18 protein-coding genes are annotated in these 18346 nt (G+C 49.5%); 10 read left to right on the forward strand and 8 right to left on the reverse strand.

Going from position 1 to position 18346, the window contains the following annotated elements; translation table 11 throughout:
• Positions 1-65: 65 nt before the first annotated feature.
• Positions 66-2435, forward strand: a complete 2370-nt coding sequence (secA2, locus tag BM058_RS07380) for an accessory Sec system translocase SecA2 (RefSeq protein ID WP_090926389.1) — start codon at positions 66-68, stop codon at positions 2433-2435.
• Complete coding sequence (locus tag BM058_RS07385; protein WP_090926390.1) at positions 2435-3358, forward strand: accessory Sec system S-layer assembly protein; 924 nt, start codon at positions 2435-2437, stop codon at positions 3356-3358. Before secA2 ends, BM058_RS07385 begins: the two co-directional genes overlap by 1 nt.
• Positions 3359-3666: 308 nt before the next feature.
• On the opposite strand, the gene BM058_RS17985 is transcribed toward BM058_RS07385, so the two are convergent.
• The 5 genes from BM058_RS17985 to BM058_RS07400 form a co-directional block, all read right to left on the reverse strand.
• The gene (locus tag BM058_RS17985) at positions 3667-3894 is read right to left on the reverse strand and encodes a hypothetical protein (protein WP_143082990.1); all 228 of its coding nucleotides are present in this window, start codon (positions 3892-3894) and stop codon (positions 3667-3669) included.
• Complete coding sequence (locus BM058_RS18735; RefSeq protein ID WP_281244685.1) at positions 3891-4022, reverse strand: hypothetical protein; 132 nt, start codon at positions 4020-4022, stop codon at positions 3891-3893. The genes BM058_RS17985 and BM058_RS18735 overlap by 4 nt, the downstream gene beginning before the upstream one ends.
• 351 nt (positions 4023-4373) lie before the next feature.
• Positions 4374-6593, reverse strand: coding sequence for an S-layer homology domain-containing protein (locus BM058_RS07390; protein WP_090926391.1), 2220 nt, complete (start codon positions 6591-6593; stop codon positions 4374-4376).
• Positions 6594-6930: 337 nt separating this feature from the next.
• Positions 6931-7809: a UTP--glucose-1-phosphate uridylyltransferase GalU gene (gene galU, locus BM058_RS07395; RefSeq protein ID WP_090926392.1), complete on the reverse strand. Its 879-nt coding sequence runs from the start codon at positions 7807-7809 to the stop codon at positions 6931-6933.
• A 30-nt stretch (positions 7810-7839) separates the two neighbouring features.
• On the reverse strand, positions 7840-8817 hold the full coding sequence (locus tag BM058_RS07400) for an S-layer homology domain-containing protein (RefSeq protein ID WP_090926393.1): 978 nt from the start codon (positions 8815-8817) through the stop codon (positions 7840-7842).
• A gap of 469 nt (positions 8818-9286) precedes the next feature.
• Between BM058_RS07400 and BM058_RS07405 the strand changes: the two genes are divergently transcribed.
• The 8 genes from BM058_RS07405 to moaD all read left to right on the forward strand — a co-directional run bounded on the left by BM058_RS07405 (position 9287) and on the right by moaD (position 15145).
• On the forward strand, positions 9287-9703 hold the full coding sequence (locus tag BM058_RS07405) for a single-stranded DNA-binding protein (RefSeq protein WP_090926394.1): 417 nt from the start codon (positions 9287-9289) through the stop codon (positions 9701-9703).
• Between the two features lie 426 nt (positions 9704-10129).
• Positions 10130-10369, forward strand: a complete 240-nt coding sequence (locus BM058_RS07410) for a DUF362 domain-containing protein (protein WP_090926395.1) — start codon at positions 10130-10132, stop codon at positions 10367-10369.
• A 234-nt stretch (positions 10370-10603) separates the two neighbouring features.
• Complete coding sequence (gene moaA / locus BM058_RS07415; protein WP_090926396.1) at positions 10604-11620, forward strand: GTP 3',8-cyclase MoaA; 1017 nt, start codon at positions 10604-10606, stop codon at positions 11618-11620.
• Positions 11621-11635: 15 nt separating this feature from the next.
• The gene (locus BM058_RS07420; RefSeq protein ID WP_090926397.1) at positions 11636-12688 is read left to right on the forward strand and encodes a ThiF family adenylyltransferase; all 1053 of its coding nucleotides are present in this window, start codon (positions 11636-11638) and stop codon (positions 12686-12688) included.
• Positions 12685-13977: a molybdopterin molybdotransferase MoeA gene (locus BM058_RS07425; RefSeq protein WP_090926398.1), complete on the forward strand. Its 1293-nt coding sequence runs from the start codon at positions 12685-12687 to the stop codon at positions 13975-13977. Before BM058_RS07420 ends, BM058_RS07425 begins: the two co-directional genes overlap by 4 nt.
• Positions 13938-14474, forward strand: a complete 537-nt coding sequence (mobB, locus tag BM058_RS07430; protein ID WP_090926399.1) for a molybdopterin-guanine dinucleotide biosynthesis protein B — start codon at positions 13938-13940, stop codon at positions 14472-14474. The genes BM058_RS07425 and mobB overlap by 40 nt, the downstream gene beginning before the upstream one ends.
• Positions 14461-14919 carry a molybdenum cofactor biosynthesis protein MoaE gene (locus BM058_RS07435; protein ID WP_407690164.1) on the forward strand — a complete coding sequence of 153 codons (459 nt, stop codon included), beginning with the start codon at positions 14461-14463 and terminating at the stop codon, positions 14917-14919. The genes mobB and BM058_RS07435 overlap by 14 nt, the downstream gene beginning before the upstream one ends.
• On the forward strand, positions 14912-15145 hold the full coding sequence (moaD, locus tag BM058_RS07440) for a molybdopterin converting factor subunit 1 (RefSeq protein WP_090926401.1): 234 nt from the start codon (positions 14912-14914) through the stop codon (positions 15143-15145). The genes BM058_RS07435 and moaD overlap by 8 nt, the downstream gene beginning before the upstream one ends.
• Positions 15146-15226: 81 nt before the next feature.
• Here the strand turns inward: moaD and BM058_RS07445 are convergent, their stop codons facing one another.
• The 3 genes from BM058_RS07445 to BM058_RS07455 form a co-directional block, all read right to left on the reverse strand.
• On the reverse strand, positions 15227-16216 hold the full coding sequence (locus BM058_RS07445; protein ID WP_090926402.1) for a glycine betaine ABC transporter substrate-binding protein: 990 nt from the start codon (positions 16214-16216) through the stop codon (positions 15227-15229).
• Between the two features lie 89 nt (positions 16217-16305).
• Positions 16306-17154, reverse strand: a complete 849-nt coding sequence (locus BM058_RS07450; protein WP_090926403.1) for an ABC transporter permease — start codon at positions 17152-17154, stop codon at positions 16306-16308.
• Complete coding sequence (locus BM058_RS07455) at positions 17147-18346, reverse strand: quaternary amine ABC transporter ATP-binding protein (RefSeq protein ID WP_090926404.1); 1200 nt, start codon at positions 18344-18346, stop codon at positions 17147-17149. The genes BM058_RS07450 and BM058_RS07455 overlap by 8 nt, the downstream gene beginning before the upstream one ends.

Consider the following 18346-nt stretch of genomic DNA (forward strand, 5'->3'; position numbering starts at 1 on the left):
GTGACTGCTTTTTCAAATGGACTGTCACGGATGTTATACCGGGATCTATAAGGAGAGAGCGCTGCATGTTAGCTTCTTTGAAAAAAATCATTGGAGACGAACAACAACGAAGACTGAAAAAATATAACAAAGTGGTAGAGCGGATTAATAAGCTGGAACCGGAAATAGAACAGCTGAGTAATGAACAGCTGCAGGCGAAAACAGAAGAATTCCGCGGCCGCCTCAACAAAGGGGAAAAACTATCATCCATCACAGAAGAAGCCTTCGCCGTCGTCCGCGAAGCGTCCCGCCGGATTATCGGGCTTCGTCATTTTGATGTGCAGCTGCTCGGCGGACTGACACTCAATGACGGTGACATCGCGGAAATGGCCACCGGAGAAGGAAAAACGATTGTCGCTTCCCTGCCGAGTTATCTGCGCGGACTTGAAGGAAAAGGTGTTCACGTCATCACCGTCAACGAATACCTGGCCCGCCGCGACCGCGATCTGATCGGGCAGGTGCATGAATTTCTCGGCTTAACCGTCGGCCTGAACGTTCCGAAACTCGCCAAAGATGAGAAACGCAAAGCTTATGAAGCGGACATTACATACGGCGTCAGCAACGAGTTCGGTTTTGACTACCTGAAAGACAATATGGTCCAGAGTACAATCGAAAAGGTACAGCGGCCGTATCATTTTGCTATTATCGATGAAATCGACAGTGTTCTTGTCGATGAGGCAAAAACACCGCTGATTATTGCCGGAAAAACAGAAGTTAACCCTGGACTCTATCAAATCTGCGCCAAGATGGCCCGCAGTTTTGACCCGGAAAAAGACTACCTGTTTGACCCTATTACACGTTCTGTCAGTTTGACAGATGCCGGTATCACAAAGGTTGAGCGGGCGTTCGGGGTCGACAACCTGTATGATTTGGAGCATCATACCCTTTATCACTTCGTGCTGCAGGCACTGCGGGCCCGCGTCATGTTTAGACGCGATGTCGATTACATCGTAAAAGAAGGTGAGATCAAGCTCGTTGACATGTATACCGGCCGCATCATGGAAGGCCGTACGTTCAGCGACGGTCTCCACCAGGCGCTCGAAGCTAAAGAAGGTCTTGAAATTACCGAAGAGAACAAAACCCAGGCTCAGATTACCATTCAAAACTACTTCCGGATGTACCCGGCCCTTTCCGGCATGACCGGAACAGCCAAAACCGAAGAGGAAGAGTTCCGCAACCTGTACGGGATGGATGTTATCCAGGTTCCAACCAATAAACCGAGAATACGTGAAGACCGGGACGACCTCATTTTTGCGACAGCCGATGACAAATACCGGGAAGTCGCCAAGGAAGTCGCCAAACGTCACGAAAAAGGACAGCCTGTGCTGATCGGAACGACCTCTATCATTCAATCAGAGACGATGGCGCGTTACCTTGATGACCAGAAAGTGCCTTATGAGCTTCTCAACGCCAAGAGCGTGGAGCGGGAAGTCCAGTTGATTTCTCTTGCCGGTCAGAAAGGCCAGATTACCATTGCCACCAATATGGCCGGACGCGGCACCGACATTATGCTCGGCGAAGGAGCAGCCGAAGCCGGCGGTCTCTTTGTACTCGGCACGGAACGTCATGAAAACAGGCGAATCGACAATCAGTTGAAAGGCCGTTCCGGGCGGCAGGGGGACCCTGGTGAAACACAGATGTACGTCTCCCTTGAGGATGAAATGCTGCTCCGCTTCGGGGAAGAGGACATTGAAGGGTTGAAAGAAAAACTAAAAACCGATGATAACGGCGTCGTGCAAAATGATGACGCCCACACCATTATCAACCGGGCTCAGGAAATGTGCGAAAACGCGAATGCATCGCTGCGTGAATTCACATTAAAACTGGACGATATCGCCAACGAACAGCGCCGCGTCATCTATACGCTGCGCAATCAAGTACTGGAAAGCGACGATCCGCTGCAGTCCTGGATGAATATCGTCAAGTCCAGCACGAAAAAGCTTGTGGAATCCTACTGCGGGGATGAATATGTACCGGAAGAATGGGACCTGCGGACACTTGAAACAAGACTCAACCGCATTATCGTAACCCCGGGCATCCAGCTCCCTAAAAAGGCGGAAAATCAAAAAGACATCATGGATCTTGTCGAAGAAAAAACCGCGGCCTTCCTTGACGAAGTGGAACAGCTCCGTGAACGTAAAGGGGTGCAGAACCAGGCCCGCAAAGTGCTGCTGACCAACATCGACCGGCACTGGCTCAGCCACCTCGAGGAAATGACCCGCTTAAAAGAAGGCATCGGACTTCGCAGTTACGGGCAGGAAGATCCGATGCGGGTTTATACAAGGGAAGGCTATGAATTGTTTTCCCGTATGTATGATTTAATTGAACAGGACGCTTCCGTTCATTTATCCAAACTAATCCGCCCGCTGATTTTACCGGAAGAGGTGAAAAAATAATGCTTCCTTTTTTTCGTAAAAAACGAGACGGAAAACCGAAAATGGAAGGAAATGAATCAACCGTTTCCTCCGAAGAACTATTAAATGAAACGAGTGACACCGAAGGTCGGGAAAAGCAAATCGACACGGATTTGTCGTTTCATCCGGATTGGGATGTATCCAAAGAAGATCAGTATTCCTTTCAGTTTCTCAATATGGAATGCCCGCCTCTTGCGCCGAACCAGATTTCGCTTTCGGGCATCAGCCTGCAGCATAACGAAGAACAGGGGTCTGTTCAGGTGACGGCTTTCATCCGCAGCAGCCTGAATAAAACCATTAAGCTGCATGAAACGACGCTCGTACTGCTGGACAGTTCCGAGCAGGTGCTCGGCCGTAAAACCATGGACCTTGAAGAAGCAGGTGACATTCCGCCGTGCAGCAGCCGGCCCTGGAACATGACATTCAGCGAACAGGAACTATTCACGACCGACATTCCGTCGGAAGGATGGAAGCTTGCGTTTCAGCTCAAACCATCTTCCCGCAAACACAGCCTGGATCTTCAAAACAGCTGGGAGCAGTCTCTTGCAGAAAAAGACAAGCATGAACTGCAGAACATGGTGGAGCGGCTCGACCCTCCAAAGCCGGGGGAAGTGAACTTCATGGGATTAAAAGCCGTCCAGAAAGACAATGGCGATCTGCATGTGACACTTCTCATCCGCAATGGCAGCGAGAAAAATGTAACGCTCGAACAGATTCCGCTTCAAGTCGAAGACGCCGACGGTACCACCGTAGCAAAAGGCGGCTTCACGATGAATGATTTCGGTATCAAAGCCAATACAAGCAAACCTTGGACCTTTATTTTCCCAAGCAGCATGGTTCAGGAAGGCGAGATCGACCTGAGCAGCTGGAAAGCCTATCCGATTCAGAAAAATACAGCACATTAAATTGCTAAAACCGGGGATGCAGCGCGCATCTTCCGGTTTTTTTGTACGCAGGAGCCGTATTTTTGGCTGATTTCTGCTGAGCTTATGGTGTTTCCGGCTCGATCCCCCAAGTTTATCGATTGATCTGCGGTTTTTCTCGATTGACTCTCTCTTTTCTCGATCGATTCTGGCGGCGAAGTGTGATTTCTCGATCGGTTCCCTCGATTTCTCGATCAATTCTCCCTTTTTCTCGATTGATTCTCCAACTTTATCAATCCATCCACAGCATCTCCCCTCGACGGCAGCCATAAATCTGGATCTATGGCTGATCAAAGTCTATCGACCGTATCGCGGTTTTTCTCGATTGATTCTCCGGATTTCCTGCTCGATTCTCTCTTTTCTCGATCGATTCCGGCGGGATGGCGTGATTTCTCGATCAGTTCTCTGGATTTCTCGATCAATTCTCCCTTTTTCTCGATTGATTCTCCAACTTTATCAATCCATCCACAGCATCTCCCCTCGACGGCAGCCATAAATCTGGATCTATGGCTGATCAAAGTCTATCGACCGTATCGCGGTTTTTCTCGATTGATTCTCCGGATTTCCTGCTCGATTCTCTCTTTTCTCGATCGATTCCGGCGGCGGGGCGTGATTTCTCGATCGATTCTCTGGATTTCCCGATCAATTCTCCCCTTTTCTCGATTGATTCTCCAACTTTATCAATCCATCCACAGCATCTCCCCTCGACGGCAGACATAAACTTGGATCTATGGCTGATCAGAATCTATCGATCGGATCGCGGTTTTTCTCGATTGATTCTCCGGATTTCTTGCTCGATTCTCCCTTTTCTCAATCGATTCCGGCGGGATGGCGTGATTTCTCGATCGGTTCTCTGGATTTCCCGATCAATTCTCCCCTTTTCTCGATCGATTCTCCAACTTTATCAATCGATCACCCTACCTCCCCTCCAGCAGCGAAAGGGCTCCCTATGAAAAAAGCTTTCCCCTGTTTCCCCAGGAGAAAGCTTTCTTTCACTTTATAAATCTTCCAGTGCCCGTTCCATGAAGACGGTAAATTGAGCTCTGGAGACGGCTTCGCCGGGACGGAAGCTGCCGTCACTGCCACGGGCCACACCGTAGGAAGCAAGTGTTTCGATAGCGCCGTGCGCCCAGTAATCTTCATCTACATCATCAAAGGAACTGCCGCTGCTCTCATTTTCCAGGTCAAACGCCCGGACAAGGATGACAGCCATCTGAGCACGGGTCAGTTGTCCGTTTGGACGGAACGTGTCTCCACTGCCCCGCATCAACTCTTCATCCGCCACCGCGGCAATGTCCTCGTAGGCATGAAAGTCGCTTGTTATATCGGAAAACTCAGGAGACGGACGGTCTCCGCGCTCCAGATCAAAGGCACGGACCATCATGCTTGCAGCCTGGGAGCGTTTCAGTTCTCCCCCGGGGCGGAACGTTCCATCATTGTATCCATTAATGATACCCCGGCCCGCCAGGTATTCAATGCTGCCGGAGGCCCAGTAATCACGGGGCACGTCGTTAAATGCAGACGGCGCATTTACTTGAACCGGTATATCAAAGGAATTACCGGCCAGCTCTACTATAATACTACCGGATGCACTTTCTCCGGAAGCGGTGAAATGACCGCTGCTGTCTATTGTTCCAACATCTCCCTGCACGCTCCAGTTGATCCGGCTTTTATCAAATAATAGCTTGCGGCCGTCCGATAAAGCAGGGTCTGCTGAAAGACTGACCGATTCGCCGGTCTCCACATTCAGTTCCGAATGAGAAAGATTCCATGTGTCAAAGCTGTCTGTCACACTCACGCCGGTCGAACCGACCTGGTTCCCGTCCACACTGGCCTGAATCCGGCCTTCTCCGGCCTGTTCGGCTGTGAACGTAGAACCTTCCATACTTCCGGCACTGCTGCTGAAGTTCCAGTTAATATCAGCTGTCCCTGCATCCACAGGATTGTAATACTTGTCCATCCCGTACATCGTTGAAACATTTATCTGATGGCCGGTAAGCAGTACTCCGTCTTCTTTTGACAAAATCAGTTTATCAAGAGATGACCGCGGTGCTGTACTGACGGCCTGCAGCGTGGAGGACACCCGGCGCTCACCACCGGACAGCTCGTTCATGACACTTGCGTATCCATCCCCGTGCTGCCGGGCCACTAAGGTCGAAGAACCTCCTCCATCAAAGTTCAGCGCCCGTTCTGCTCCTATGTCACGCATATACTTCGCAATATCACGGATGTTTGCCCTGTCCATCGTAACCATGTAGACATTATCTCCGCTTTCATCCACACCTACGGCAGTGCGCTCGGTTTTGGATGTATACCGCCAGCTGTCCGAATTCATCGTAATGGCAAGTTCGCCGTTACGGACAAGCTGCGGCCCGCTTCCGAGGACAAAAGACGCATCTTTCCACTTATCATTAATAGAAGCACTGACTGTAATTTCGTCTCCTATGCTCACATTCTGAAGCTGGTCATACCGATCTCCGCGGGCGGAGAGGACAAATCCATTCTCCGGAATCGGAGCATTTCCTGCTTCATTGTAAGCACGGATATCTGTCACCGATCCGCTTATTTCATCCCCGAACGAAAAACTTCCCGGATTGCCGGATGCCGTCTCCACAACAATTTCCATACCGTACTGATTCGTGCCGGTACGATTGTTAATATAAGAGGATGTGAAAAGAACGGCTTCATTGTCCAGACGCTGTGTATTGATATTATCCACCGTCACAGACGATCCATTCACTTTTGCCGACACATTGGCATCATACTGACCGATGGCTGCCTTCCCGTTCCTTTTCTCCCCAAAAACAATCGGTTCACTGCGGTAATGTTCTCTGGAATTGGAGATACGCCCAAAACTGATGATTTCATTGTCTTTCGTTATGATACTGAAAGGCAGCTGAGTCGATCCTGATCCCATATCGAAGAACGAAGCATTCACCGCGCCTATGACTCTATTCCCTTTTCTTGTGTTATTTTCCGCCTGCTGGGACGTGGTACGCAGCTGATCAAGCGGCTCCGGCACATTGACATCGAGCTTGCTGTATTCTTCGGTCAAATCTACCTGTAGAATGTCAGCGCCGGTCGCATCGTCGCTTTCATATGATACCCCCGGGCCCACCTGGAACGAAGAAGCCCCTGCTCCCTGGGCGGCTGAAAAAAACAGCGCCCCGGACACCATGGATACGATTCCGCGGGTCATGTATTTCTTCATTTTCATTATGTATAATCCTCTCCTGTATTTTATTCTATGAAGCTATGAACATCACGCTAATTGTAGATTATTCCAATTGGTGGAACGTGTCAATCCAATCCACGAAAGTTAGGAAAAAAGGTCGAACCTTCAAACGTAACTGCTGATAACCTTTTACCACATCTATCATCTGTGAAAAGAAAGAGGCAGAGACAGCCGCTTCCCGGCTCTTCATATAACCGCACAGGCATTCAATATGAAAAGACGAAGCAGGGTCCGTATCCCGTACTTCGTCTTTTCAACTATGCTGTTTCGTTTTGTACGCGCTTCTTGCAGCAGGCTGCCGGCGCGGGGGAAACGATGGTTATTCGGTTTTGTGCAATACGTCTTCCAGGTAGGAACGAACCGGGTCGTTCAGATCCTCCCGTCCAAGGGCAAAATCGACAGTAGCTTTTACAAATCCGAATTTATCTCCGACATCATAGCGGATGCCGCCGAATTGGTAGGCCAGAACGTCCTGGGTCTGATTCAACGTCTTAATTGCATCCGTCAGCTGAATTTCATTACCCGAACCTGGTTCGAGGTTATGAAGGATATCAAAGATTTCCGGACGCAGAACATACCGCCCCATAATCGCATAATTCGACGGAGCCTCGTCCAGTGCCGGTTTTTCCCTTAAATCCGCAAGTTGAAGAACACCGTCTTCCCCTTCTTGTCCTTTCGGTTTCACAATACCGTATTTGGACACTTCTTCATCAGGAACCTGCTGCACGCCGACCACAGAAGACTCGTGGGCCTCGTAGGTCTCGATCAACTGTTTCAGACACGGCGTTTCCGATTTAACAATGTCATCCCCAAGCAGTACGGCAAACGGTTCATCCCCGACAAACCGGCTGGCACAGGCAATGGCATGCCCCAGGCCTTTAGGTTCTTTCTGGCGGATGTAATGGATATTAGCCATATTGGATATCTCCTGGACTTCTTCCAGCTGCGACCATTTTTTCTTCTGAGCCAGTGTTTCCTCGAGCTCGTAAGATTTGTCAAAGTGATCCTCTATCGCCCGTTTACCGCGGCCGCTGACAATAATAATATCCTCTATTCCCGATTCCATTGCTTCTTCTACAATATATTGAATAGTCGGCTTGTCCACAATCGGCAGCATTTCTTTCGGCTGTGCTTTTGTTGCCGGCAGAAAACGGGTGCCAAGACCAGCTGCCGGAATAATCGCTTTCCTTACTTTCACACATATCACTCTCCGTTCGATGAGCTGTTTTTACTGCTGTTCATTCCAAACGAGAAAGACATCACTCGGCCGCGGGGTGATTTCAACCTGCCCTGCGGTCTGTGCACTTCCGCTTGCATCCGCCTCCACAAGACCTTCCAGAATACGCTTGGCATCAGCCGGGGCTCCGAGTTTTGCTGCTGCCTGCGCCGCCAAATCAAAATTGGCTCTGCTCGTCCGCGCCACAGCAAATTCCCTCATTTCCCCCTGATAGGCCTGAAACAGGTGATAGTATTCCTGATCCGCGGTACCGAAGCTGTTGTCATTTCGGGCATAGAGGGTAACCCCGGCTTCTCTGTAAAGCGGCCGGACCATTTCTGTATATTGGTTGGATCCTTCCGACGTGAGATCTAACATTTGTTCAGCTCTCCACACCGAGTGACCGCTGTCATCGATCCGCTTAAAAAATACGGCGGCCTGGGCCCTTGTCAGCTTGCCATTCACATCAAAACGTTCTGTCTGTGTTTCTCCGTCCTGGCGTCCTGTTGTCAGATCTTCTTCAAACATCCAGGCTACTGCTTCCTTTAATCCGGGTTCATGAGCTTGGGACTGAGCAATAACCTTAGCCACCGTCCCTCTTGTCACGGCCCGGTTCTTCACAGCATTATCACGCAGACCGGGCATCCTCAGTTCATATTCAGACAGTGTAACGTAGGCGGGCTGCGCCCAGTGCTGCAAGTCAGATGGAGTACCGCTTTCCATGTCGAAATACCTTGTCAGCATGACAGAAAATTGTGCTTCTATCATATCGTCTCCAGGATGAAAGGAGCCGTCGTCATAACCATGAATCAGCCCTTCATTCTCCGCCCACTGAATGTCTTCAGCGGCCCAGTAGCTGTTGTCCACATCCGTGAACTCAGCTGCGCCGGCGGGTGTTGTTATGTAAAGAAGAGCAGCCGCCCCTGTCACAAACGCAACTGTGAACAAGCGGCCAAGCGCCGGTTTGTACTCATATTTTTTGTTTGTCATTGTTTACTTGGAATCTGATAATCCAGACTCTCTCATCCACCTCCCGACTTTTGTTTCTGCCCCATTATACCTTGCTTTTATCCTTTATGGCTACCATCCACATCCCAAAATAGGAGAAGCAGCACAGCAAAGGCGGATTATGTCGAAATATTGTTCTGGTTTTTTTCGAAAAATCTGGTATATTTATAGTAATCTCAGACGAAAGGAGGACCGTTGGTTTAGTTATTTTATCACCCATCTCAGGAAGCCCCCGATGTTTCATGCTTCCCCTCTACACTCTTTTTCCATTTAACTAACAGCTGTGTTCCTGATTGAATCATGAAAAAAGAACTAATGTTCTACTGTGACAGCAAGTGTCTGTTCACGAAAAGAAGTATCCACCCCGTCTGCTTTTTTTGTGCATAACACTGGAATATGCTGTTCCAGGACCCTCATTATGGATTAAAATCCATCCGAAAGGAGGTAATTCATGTTTAACAATGTAACACTGGTAGGCCGTTTCACCCGTGATCCTGAACTCACCTATACGAAAGATGGAACCGCAGTATGCAACTTCACACTCGCTGTGCAGCGTTCGTTCCGGAACATGCACGGTGACATCGATGCGGACTTTATCCCTGTCACCGTTTGGCGCAAGCAGGCGGAAAATACATCTCTTTACTGCCACAAAGGAGCGCTCGTCGGTGTAACCGGAAGAATCAATACGAGAATCTATGAAAACAAAGACCAAAAAAGAGTACAGATGGTGGAGGTAAACGCAGATCAGGTTCGCTTTCTGAAATTAAACGGTTCCTCTGAAACAAGCCGGACTCCTGTAAACAGAGAAGAGAAACCGCTCACACCAGTACACCCGTCAGAATCTGCCGCCATGACAAAAACAACATAATTCTGGTATCCACGCTGCTTTTCGCTGAAGCAGTCCCCTGTCATTCTTCGAAATTTGTCCTCTATTCTCCCCTCTACACCGCTGAAAATCCCTGTTTCAGCGGTGTTTCTGCACTTATTCGTGCACAAATAACCCGGTTTTTGATTATACTTTTATATCGGAATTATAATGATTATTTGTTAAAATAGCAGGAAAGGGGTGCTTGTCCGAAATACGACATTCCCTTTGAGTACAACACATTATTGATACCACCCGGAGCCTGGTGAATCATTCCTTTGCGGCCATTCCCTTTTTTTCGCACGGCTGGTTTGAACAATAAACAGTCAGGATATATAATGGGAAGAATAGATGTACTTTTTCCTCTTGCCGGCCGGAAAGGCTCAAACAGGGTCGGGACACGGGTTAATTTATAAGGAGGTGGAACGTATGGCATTTGTAATCACTCAACCATGCCAGGACGAAAAGTCCGGAGATTGTGTAGACGTATGTCCAGTGGACTGTATTGAAGAAGGTGAAGATCAGTACTATATCGATCCGGACGTCTGCATCGACTGCGGGGCATGCATTGTCGTATGTCCGGTAGAAGCGATTGTGGAAGATACAGAACTCACACCTGAAACAGAACCTTTCCTTGAAAAGGCGAAAAAGTTTTATGGCACGACATAAAACACAATAGAACAAAAAAAGGGCATCCACCGTGGATGTCTCTTTTTTTATGATCAACAAATGTGCGGATGCGGACAGCGTCTTTCCCTTGGTCATTCCGGTATCCACCGCTTTTTCATTCTCATTTGTCAGATTTTCTATCAAGCAATCCTCATTTTTACACTTTACCACCCTGTCTCGTCTTCTTATTCATGTTAAAATGATTAAAATATACGGGTGAGCAGGAGGGATAGCTTGGACAAACAACAAGTAACGGACACAAGAAACCGGCCGCTTCGGGATCTACGGATATCGGTCATTGACCGTTGTAATTTCCGCTGCACCTACTGCATGCCAAAAGAGATCTTCGGGGACGATTATCCCTTCATGACAGAAAAGGAACTATTATCCTTTGACGATATTGAAACACTGGCGCGCTCGTTCACAATGCTCGGTGTCGAAAAATTAAGAATAACAGGCGGAGAACCACTTCTGCGAAAAGATCTTCCCGCCTTAATCGAGAGACTCTCCTCCCTGCCGGGCATAAAGGATACCGCGCTGACAACCAACGGTGTGTTTCTTGTAAAACAGGCCGAGGCGCTGAAACAAGCAGGACTGGACCGCGTGAACATTAGTCTGGATGCTGTGACTGAGCACATTTTTCAGAAGATGAACGGCAGAAATATGAAGCCGCGTGCGGTCCTCAACGGTATTGAGGCTGCACAGGAAGCAGGGCTTGGGGTGAAAGTGAATATGGTCGTCCAACGCGGAGCAAATGACGAAGATATCCTTCCCATGGCACGTTATTTTAAAGAACAGGGGGTCACGCTTCGTTTCATTGAATATATGGATGTCGGCACAAGCAACGGCTGGAATTTCACCGACGTCGTTCCTAAAAAAGAAATATACGAAAAATTAACCGGACTGGCTCCTCTGCACCCTGTCGAAGATGCTTATTTCGGAGAAGTCGCCAACAGGTACCGGTACGACGGAACCGACACCGAAGTCGGTTTCATCTCCTCGGTATCCGATACATTCTGTTCCAGCTGCACCCGGGCCCGCATCTCAGCGGACGGCCGGCTGTACACCTGTCTTTTCGCAGAAGACGGACATGACCTCCGCCCTTTCCTCGGGGATGACCCGGATACTGATGGGCTTGAAGACCGGCTTTCTTCCATATGGCGGCTGCGCAGCGACCGCTATTCAGAAGAACGGACCGAAGAAACAGTACGAAACCGCCGGAAAATTGAAATGTCCTATATCGGCGGGTGAAAGGAGAGCACCCGGATGGAATACCGCTACAGCAGACAGGAACAATTCGCTCCGATTGGAAGAGAAGGTCAGGGACGGCTTTCTTCTTCGCACGCGCTGATTATGGGGTGCGGCGCCCTGGGCAGTGCCTGTGCGGAAATGCTCGTCCGTGCCGGTATCGGATCTGTCACGTTGATCGACAGGGATGTCGTGGAACGTTCGAATCTTCACCGCCAGAACCTGTATGCTGAACGTGATGCAGATGGCTCTGTGCCTAAAGCCGAAGCTGCAAAAGCGCGGCTTCTGGAAATCAATTCCGCGGTGAACATTCATACCTATGTTATTGACGCCGGCTCCACTCAACTCGACAAACTCGCTCCGATGTGTGATGTGATGGTTGATGGCACTGATAATTTTGACCTCCGCTTCATTATGAATGATGCTGCGGAAAAACACAGAGTGCCATGGGTGTTCGGTGCGGCTGCCGGAAGCTTTGGCATGAGCTGCCTTTTCCTGCCGGGAGAACTTCCCTGCCTGCATTGTCTCATGCAGGGGATGCCGGACGGGGCTGTGACCTGCGAGGCATCCGGCATCCTCAGCCCGGCAGTGCAGATGACGGCCTCCTTTCAGACAACCGAAGTGATGAAGCTGTTAACGGGAAATACCGGGGCCCTTCACAAAAAGCTCGTCTTGTTTGATATTTGGAACAATACCCAGCAGCAGTTCGGCTTTTCTTCCATGAAAAATCAGAACTGTCCAACCTGTGGTACTGCACCGGAACATCCTTACCTGACGAAAACGGCCCATTCCAGCATCCGCACCTTATGCGGGAGCAATACAGTACATATTAATCCCGGGGAAGAGGTCCATTATGACTTTCTGCTGCTTGAAGAGCATCTTAAAAAGCACGGCAAAGTGAAAAAAAATGAACACCTGCTTACCTGCCTGCTCCCGTCGCTGCGGCTGGCTGTTTTCACCGACGGGCGCATTTTGATCCACGGAACGAACAGCCCGGATGAAGCAGAAGCCGTCTATCGTTACTACATTGAAACAGCAGCTTATACCCGAGAAAAGGAGCCGGAAACATGATGGAAAAAAGAAACCCGCTGCCCGTACAGGAAGCTGTCGCAAAAATCATGGAGCAGCCGATGGAAGGCAGAACGGAGTGGACCGCTCTGGAAGACGCAGGCGGGTGCGTTCTCGCTCAGGATATCCAGGCGGACCATGATGTTCCTCCTTTCGACCGGTCCCCGTATGATGGATTTGCCATACGGGCACGCGATACCACGGAAGCCTCCCGCGAGCACCCAGTGCCGCTTCATGTCATAGACGACATCGGTGCCGGGACCGTATTCGGGGGAACGGTGGACAAGGGGCAGGCGGTCCGGATTATGACCGGCGCTCCAATTCCCGGCGGCTGTGATGCCGTCGTCATGCTCGAACTGGCCCATGAATACGAAGAAGAAGACCATCAATACGTTGAAGTAAAACGACCGTTTCAAAAACACGATAATATTTCATTCCAGGGAGAAGACACCGAACAGGGTACAACCGTCATTCAACGCGGAACACTCATCCATCCTGGTGTAACGGCGGTTCTCGCCTCCTTCGGTTACGGACAGGTCCCCACCGTCCAGCGTCCCCGCATCGGGGTGATCGCAACCGGCAGTGAACTGCTTCCTATCACCGCACCACTGGAACCTGGAAAAATACGAAACAGCAACGCTTATATGATTATGGCTCAAATCGAACAAGCGGGGGGAGAAGCCGTGTCTTTCGGCACCGTGGCCGACGATTTTGAGAAAACTTTCTCCACTGTGAAGGAAGCGCTCCGTTCCGTTGACATCCTTCTCACGACCGGCGGAGTATCTGTCGGAGATTATGACCACATCCCGGATATTTTAAAAGAACTTGGGGCCACGGTCCATTTCAATAAAGTAGGCATGCGTCCGGGAAGTGTCACAACGGCTGCAACGCTGGGGTCACAGCTGATTTACGGACTGTCAGGGAATCCTTCCGCCTGCTATGTAGGATTTGAACTGTTTGTGCGGCCGGTTATTCGAAAAATCCTTGGTTTTGCTGCTCCGCATCTAAAAAAAAGGAAAGCCGTGCTCGGAACTGACTTTCCCAAACCCAACCCATTTATGCGGTTTGTACGGGCAGAGCTGAAAGAAGAAAATGGAGGATGGAAAGCGTATCCGGCCGGTTTGGATAAATCCAGCTCGGTAACCTCTCTGTCTGATGCATCAGCCTTGATTGCCCTTCCCGGGGGAACAAGAGGTTACGAAAAAGGGATGGAAGTGGATGTATTACTCCTTCATTCCATGGAAGGCAGTGAATGGCCATGGGACAATATTGTCCGGTCTTACAGGTCGTAGGGTTCCAGGGAAGCGGAAAAACCACACTCATGGAAAAACTGATTCAACGTGCCGCCCGGTATGGGATGAAGCCGGCGGCTCTGAAACATCACGGTCACGGGGGACCTTTAAAACCACCGGATTCCCGTCCGAAAGACAATATGCGCCATCACCAGGCCGGAGCTTTCCTCACAGCGGCAGCAGGATCCGGCCAGCTGCAGATGGACGTGGATAGCAGCAGGACTCTGCCGGAACTCCTCGCGTTCTATCAGTTTTTTGAACCAGGTATTATTTTTGTGGAAGGATATAAACAGGAATCTTATCCAAAGGTAGTGCTGCTCCGGAACAGCAGCGACCGTTCCCTGCTCCGTGAATGCAGCCGCGTGATCTGCGTTGTCACTCCGGAATCCCTGCAGGAAGAAATGGATATTCCCTGTTTTCTTCCAAACGATGAGGAGCACTATCTTCCTTTCATCCTGAACGAAATGGAGGTGCCGGATAACCATGGCACTCTTTGAGATAACGAGCGAACCGATTGCCGCCGATACCGTAGCAGGTAAGGTGAAACGCCCCGAAGCCGGAGCTGTCGTGACATTCAGCGGCACCGTCCGGGAATGGACGAACGGCCGCCGGACACTGAAACTGGAGTATGAAGCATACCGCAGTATGGCGGTAAAACAGATGGAAAGAATCGGGCAGGAGGTGCAGGACAGATGGCCCGACACCCGGACAGCCATTACCCACCGCGTCGGTGAACTTCATATTACAGAAACCGCCGTTGTCATCGCCGTCTCTTCCCCGCACCGCCGCTCTGCCTATGAAGCAAATGAATATATAATAGAGCGTATCAAGGAATTAGTACCGATCTGGAAGAAAGAATACTGGGAAGACGGAACCGCATGGGTTGGAGATCAACTTGAAACACACCCCTATTCAAAAGGAGGGCCCCCGCTCTATGATTAATATACTATTTTTCGCCCGTCTCCAGGAAGAAGCCGGCCGGGAAAGCCTCCATGTGGAGAAAGCCGGATACACCATCAGGGAATTGAAAGAATGGCTCGACGAAGAATACCGCCTTACCGGATTGAATCGCACGATGACCGCGCGGAATGAAGAATTTACAAACGATGATGCGGTCATAGCAGACGGCGACACCATCGCTTTTATCCCGCCGGTGAGCGGAGGATAAGTACCGGTAAACAATACAGCGTTGATTACAGAAAAAGGAGCTCATCCCAAATCGGGTGAGCTCCTTTTTTATCGTCGGCTTTTATTCAGCTGGTGTTAGATCCTCGATGGAATCAATATCCATATATTCCGGAACAACCAGACCGGTGCGTACACCTTCCAGGTTATTACCAAGGTTATCAAGGCTGTCTTTATGTTCTTCAAAAAGATCACCGTGTGTCAGTGGAAGCCACGCAGCAACCATACCGTCTGCTTGCCCATCGGCAACGGACTGCCACATTACTGCGTTGTCAAGCGGAGTTGTCGTTACTTCGAATCCCATGTTGGAAAGAACTTCGCCTACAACGTGAGTAGAAGCAACTTCTGTTTCCCATTCAACGTAAACGAGTTCAATTTCTTTGCCGTCTACCTCTTCAGCACCCTCTGTCCAGGAATCAACCATGTCCTGATTTTCCTCAACGAAGGATGTCGCTGCTTCTTGTGGAGAAGCGCCATTTTGGATTTCAAGCATCACGCTGTTCATGGATTCTTCATCCCACTGGAACTGATCAAGAACCGTGTATGCGTTTGGCATATCTTCTTCGAGTCCCTGACGAACCATCGTCTTGATATTTTCAGCGTCACCGAATACATTTTCCGGATCTTCGAGGTATTTCAGATCATACTGCTGGAATTTCCAGTGTGGACTCCAGCCTGTTACGATGATTGGCTCTTCATTATCAATAGCCTCTCCCAAAGCTGTAGTCATCGCACCGCTCGACGAAGTAGCTACTTCCCATCCGGCCAGGCTGTCATACGTTTCTAAAGCCTCTTCCGATGCTCCTACAACGCCGGCTCCGGCTTCTATACCGGTAATCTGGTAATCCATCTGTTCCCCGTAGTTAGTAGAACTCGAACTGTCTTCCGAACTTTCACCGCCGGATTCACTGTCTGTCTGTTCTTCCTCTGATCCACCGGATTCTCCCCCGGAGTCACCCGATTCTTCTTCTCCTCCACTGCCGCAGCCTGCGGCTGCCAGTGTCATTGAAAGACCAACAGCAAGACCTAGATGTTTCCAGTTAAATTTCAACATTGTTAAAATGTCCCCCTTAATAGTGATATATATGGTTAACTTTTCTATGATGAAAAGTATCCACCGTAGTCATAGAATCATACAGCTTTTTATTTTGATGTGTTCAAGCTTTGTGTAAAGCGGTCAATTATAATGGCCAGAATAACGATACCAAGACCTGCCACAAACCCTGATCCGACTTCCGCACGCTGCAGGGCGGAAAGAACATCTCTTCCAAGCCCCGGTGCTCCGATCATGGAAGCAATAACAACCATGGAAAGAGCGAGCATCACCGTCTGGTTAATACCTGCCATGATGGTCTGTTTGGCCATCGGCATCTCTACTTTAAACAGCTTCTGAGAACCGGTGCTTCCAAAAGCCTCGGAAGCTTCAATAAGTTCCTCCGACACCTGTCTGATACCAAGGTTCGTAAAACGAACGGTCGGCGGCGTCGCAAAGACGATGGATGCAAAAACACCCGGTACCATTCCAATACTGAAAAAGGCAACCGCCGGAATCAGATAAACAAAGGCCGGCATCGTCTGCATGAAGTCCAGAACCGGTGTAATGATGCTTTGTGCGATTCTGCTTTTGGACATGAGAATTCCAAAGGGAACACCAATAATGACACACAATAGACTGGAAATAAGAACCAGTGTGAATGTGGACATCAGTTGTTCCCAGGCTTCCTGGTTGTAAATAAGCAGCAACCCGACCAGCGAAAAGGCGGCAAGTCCGAATTTCTTTCCACTGGCGAAAAATGCGCCGATCACAACAAGCAGAATCACAATAATCGGCGGAACGGAAGCCAGGAAATTCGAAGTATTTTCCATGAAACTGCCGAAGTGTTCCTGGATTGGTTCAAAAATGAACGAAAAAATATCTGTAATTGTATCCGTCACCCAGGTTACCCCTTCAGCGAGCGGTATCTGTGGAACATTTTCCATAAAGTCAAGCATTTTCTGTCGTCACTCCATTCTCTCCTGCCAGTGCACCGATGACGGCGCCACGGACAATCACTCCAAGTAGTTTTCCATCCTCTACTACCGCAATTGGGACCGGAGAATCATAAATCTGTTCAAAGATCTCGTTTAAAGGTGTGTCTTTATCTACCGTAGGAACGTCAGTGTTGAGTATATCATTAATGTTACGTACATCTTGATTCCGGGCATCCGAGGCTGTATCAGCGGTTACATACCCTTTCAGTACACGTCTGCGGTCCGTAACATAAATGCTCGAAAGACCTTCCTCCCGCATTCTCTCCAGTGCCACACGGGGGCCGTGTTTATCGATATCAACTGTTTCCGGACGTTTCATAATATGTTCAGCGGTCAATATCTTCGAACGGTCCACATCTTCCACGAATTTTTCTACATAATCGTTGGCTGGATTAACAAGGATATCCTCCGGTGTACCAATCTGCACAATGGAACCATCCTTCATCAGAGCGATACGATCGCCGATCCGAAGCGCTTCATCCAAGTCGTGGGTAATGAAAATGATGGTCTTCTGCATCGTTTCCTGAAGGTCCAGCAGCTCATCCTGCATCTCTTTACGGATGAGTGGGTCGAGTGCCGAAAATGCTTCATCCATTAAGAGCACCTGGGGGTCATTTGTCAGGGCGCGGGCAAGCCCGACACGCTGCTGCATCCCTCCGGAAAGCTGTCCCGGTTTCTGGTTCATGTAGCCGTCCAGACCAACGAGTTCCAGTGCTTTTTCTGCTTTTTCACGCCGCTCTTCTTTGTCAACACCCTGGATTTCCAGGCCGAATTCCGTATTGGACAGTACGGTTCTATGTGGAAACAACGCAAAACGTTGAAATACCATGCTCATTTTTTCGCGGCGGATTTTGCGGAGGGATTCTTTATCCATGGTGGCAAGGTTTTCCTCTTCCACATAAACATTGCCTTCTGTCGGTTCAATCAAGCGGTTCAAAAGCCGGACAAGCGTTGATTTACCACTGCCGGACAACCCCATAATGACGAATACTTCGCCTTCCTCTACTTCAAACGACGCTCGGTTCACCCCGACCGTATTCCCTGTCTGCTCTAAAATTTCATCCTTAGACTTATGTTCGTCTAACAATTTTAGTGCTCGCTCAGGGTGCCTTCCGAATACTTTTGATAAGTCTTCTACTTTAATAACGGGCAC

Origin of the sequence: Salibacterium qingdaonense (assembly GCF_900114715.1) — a bacterium.
Lineage (GTDB): Bacteria > Bacillota > Bacilli > Bacillales > Marinococcaceae > Salibacterium > Salibacterium qingdaonense.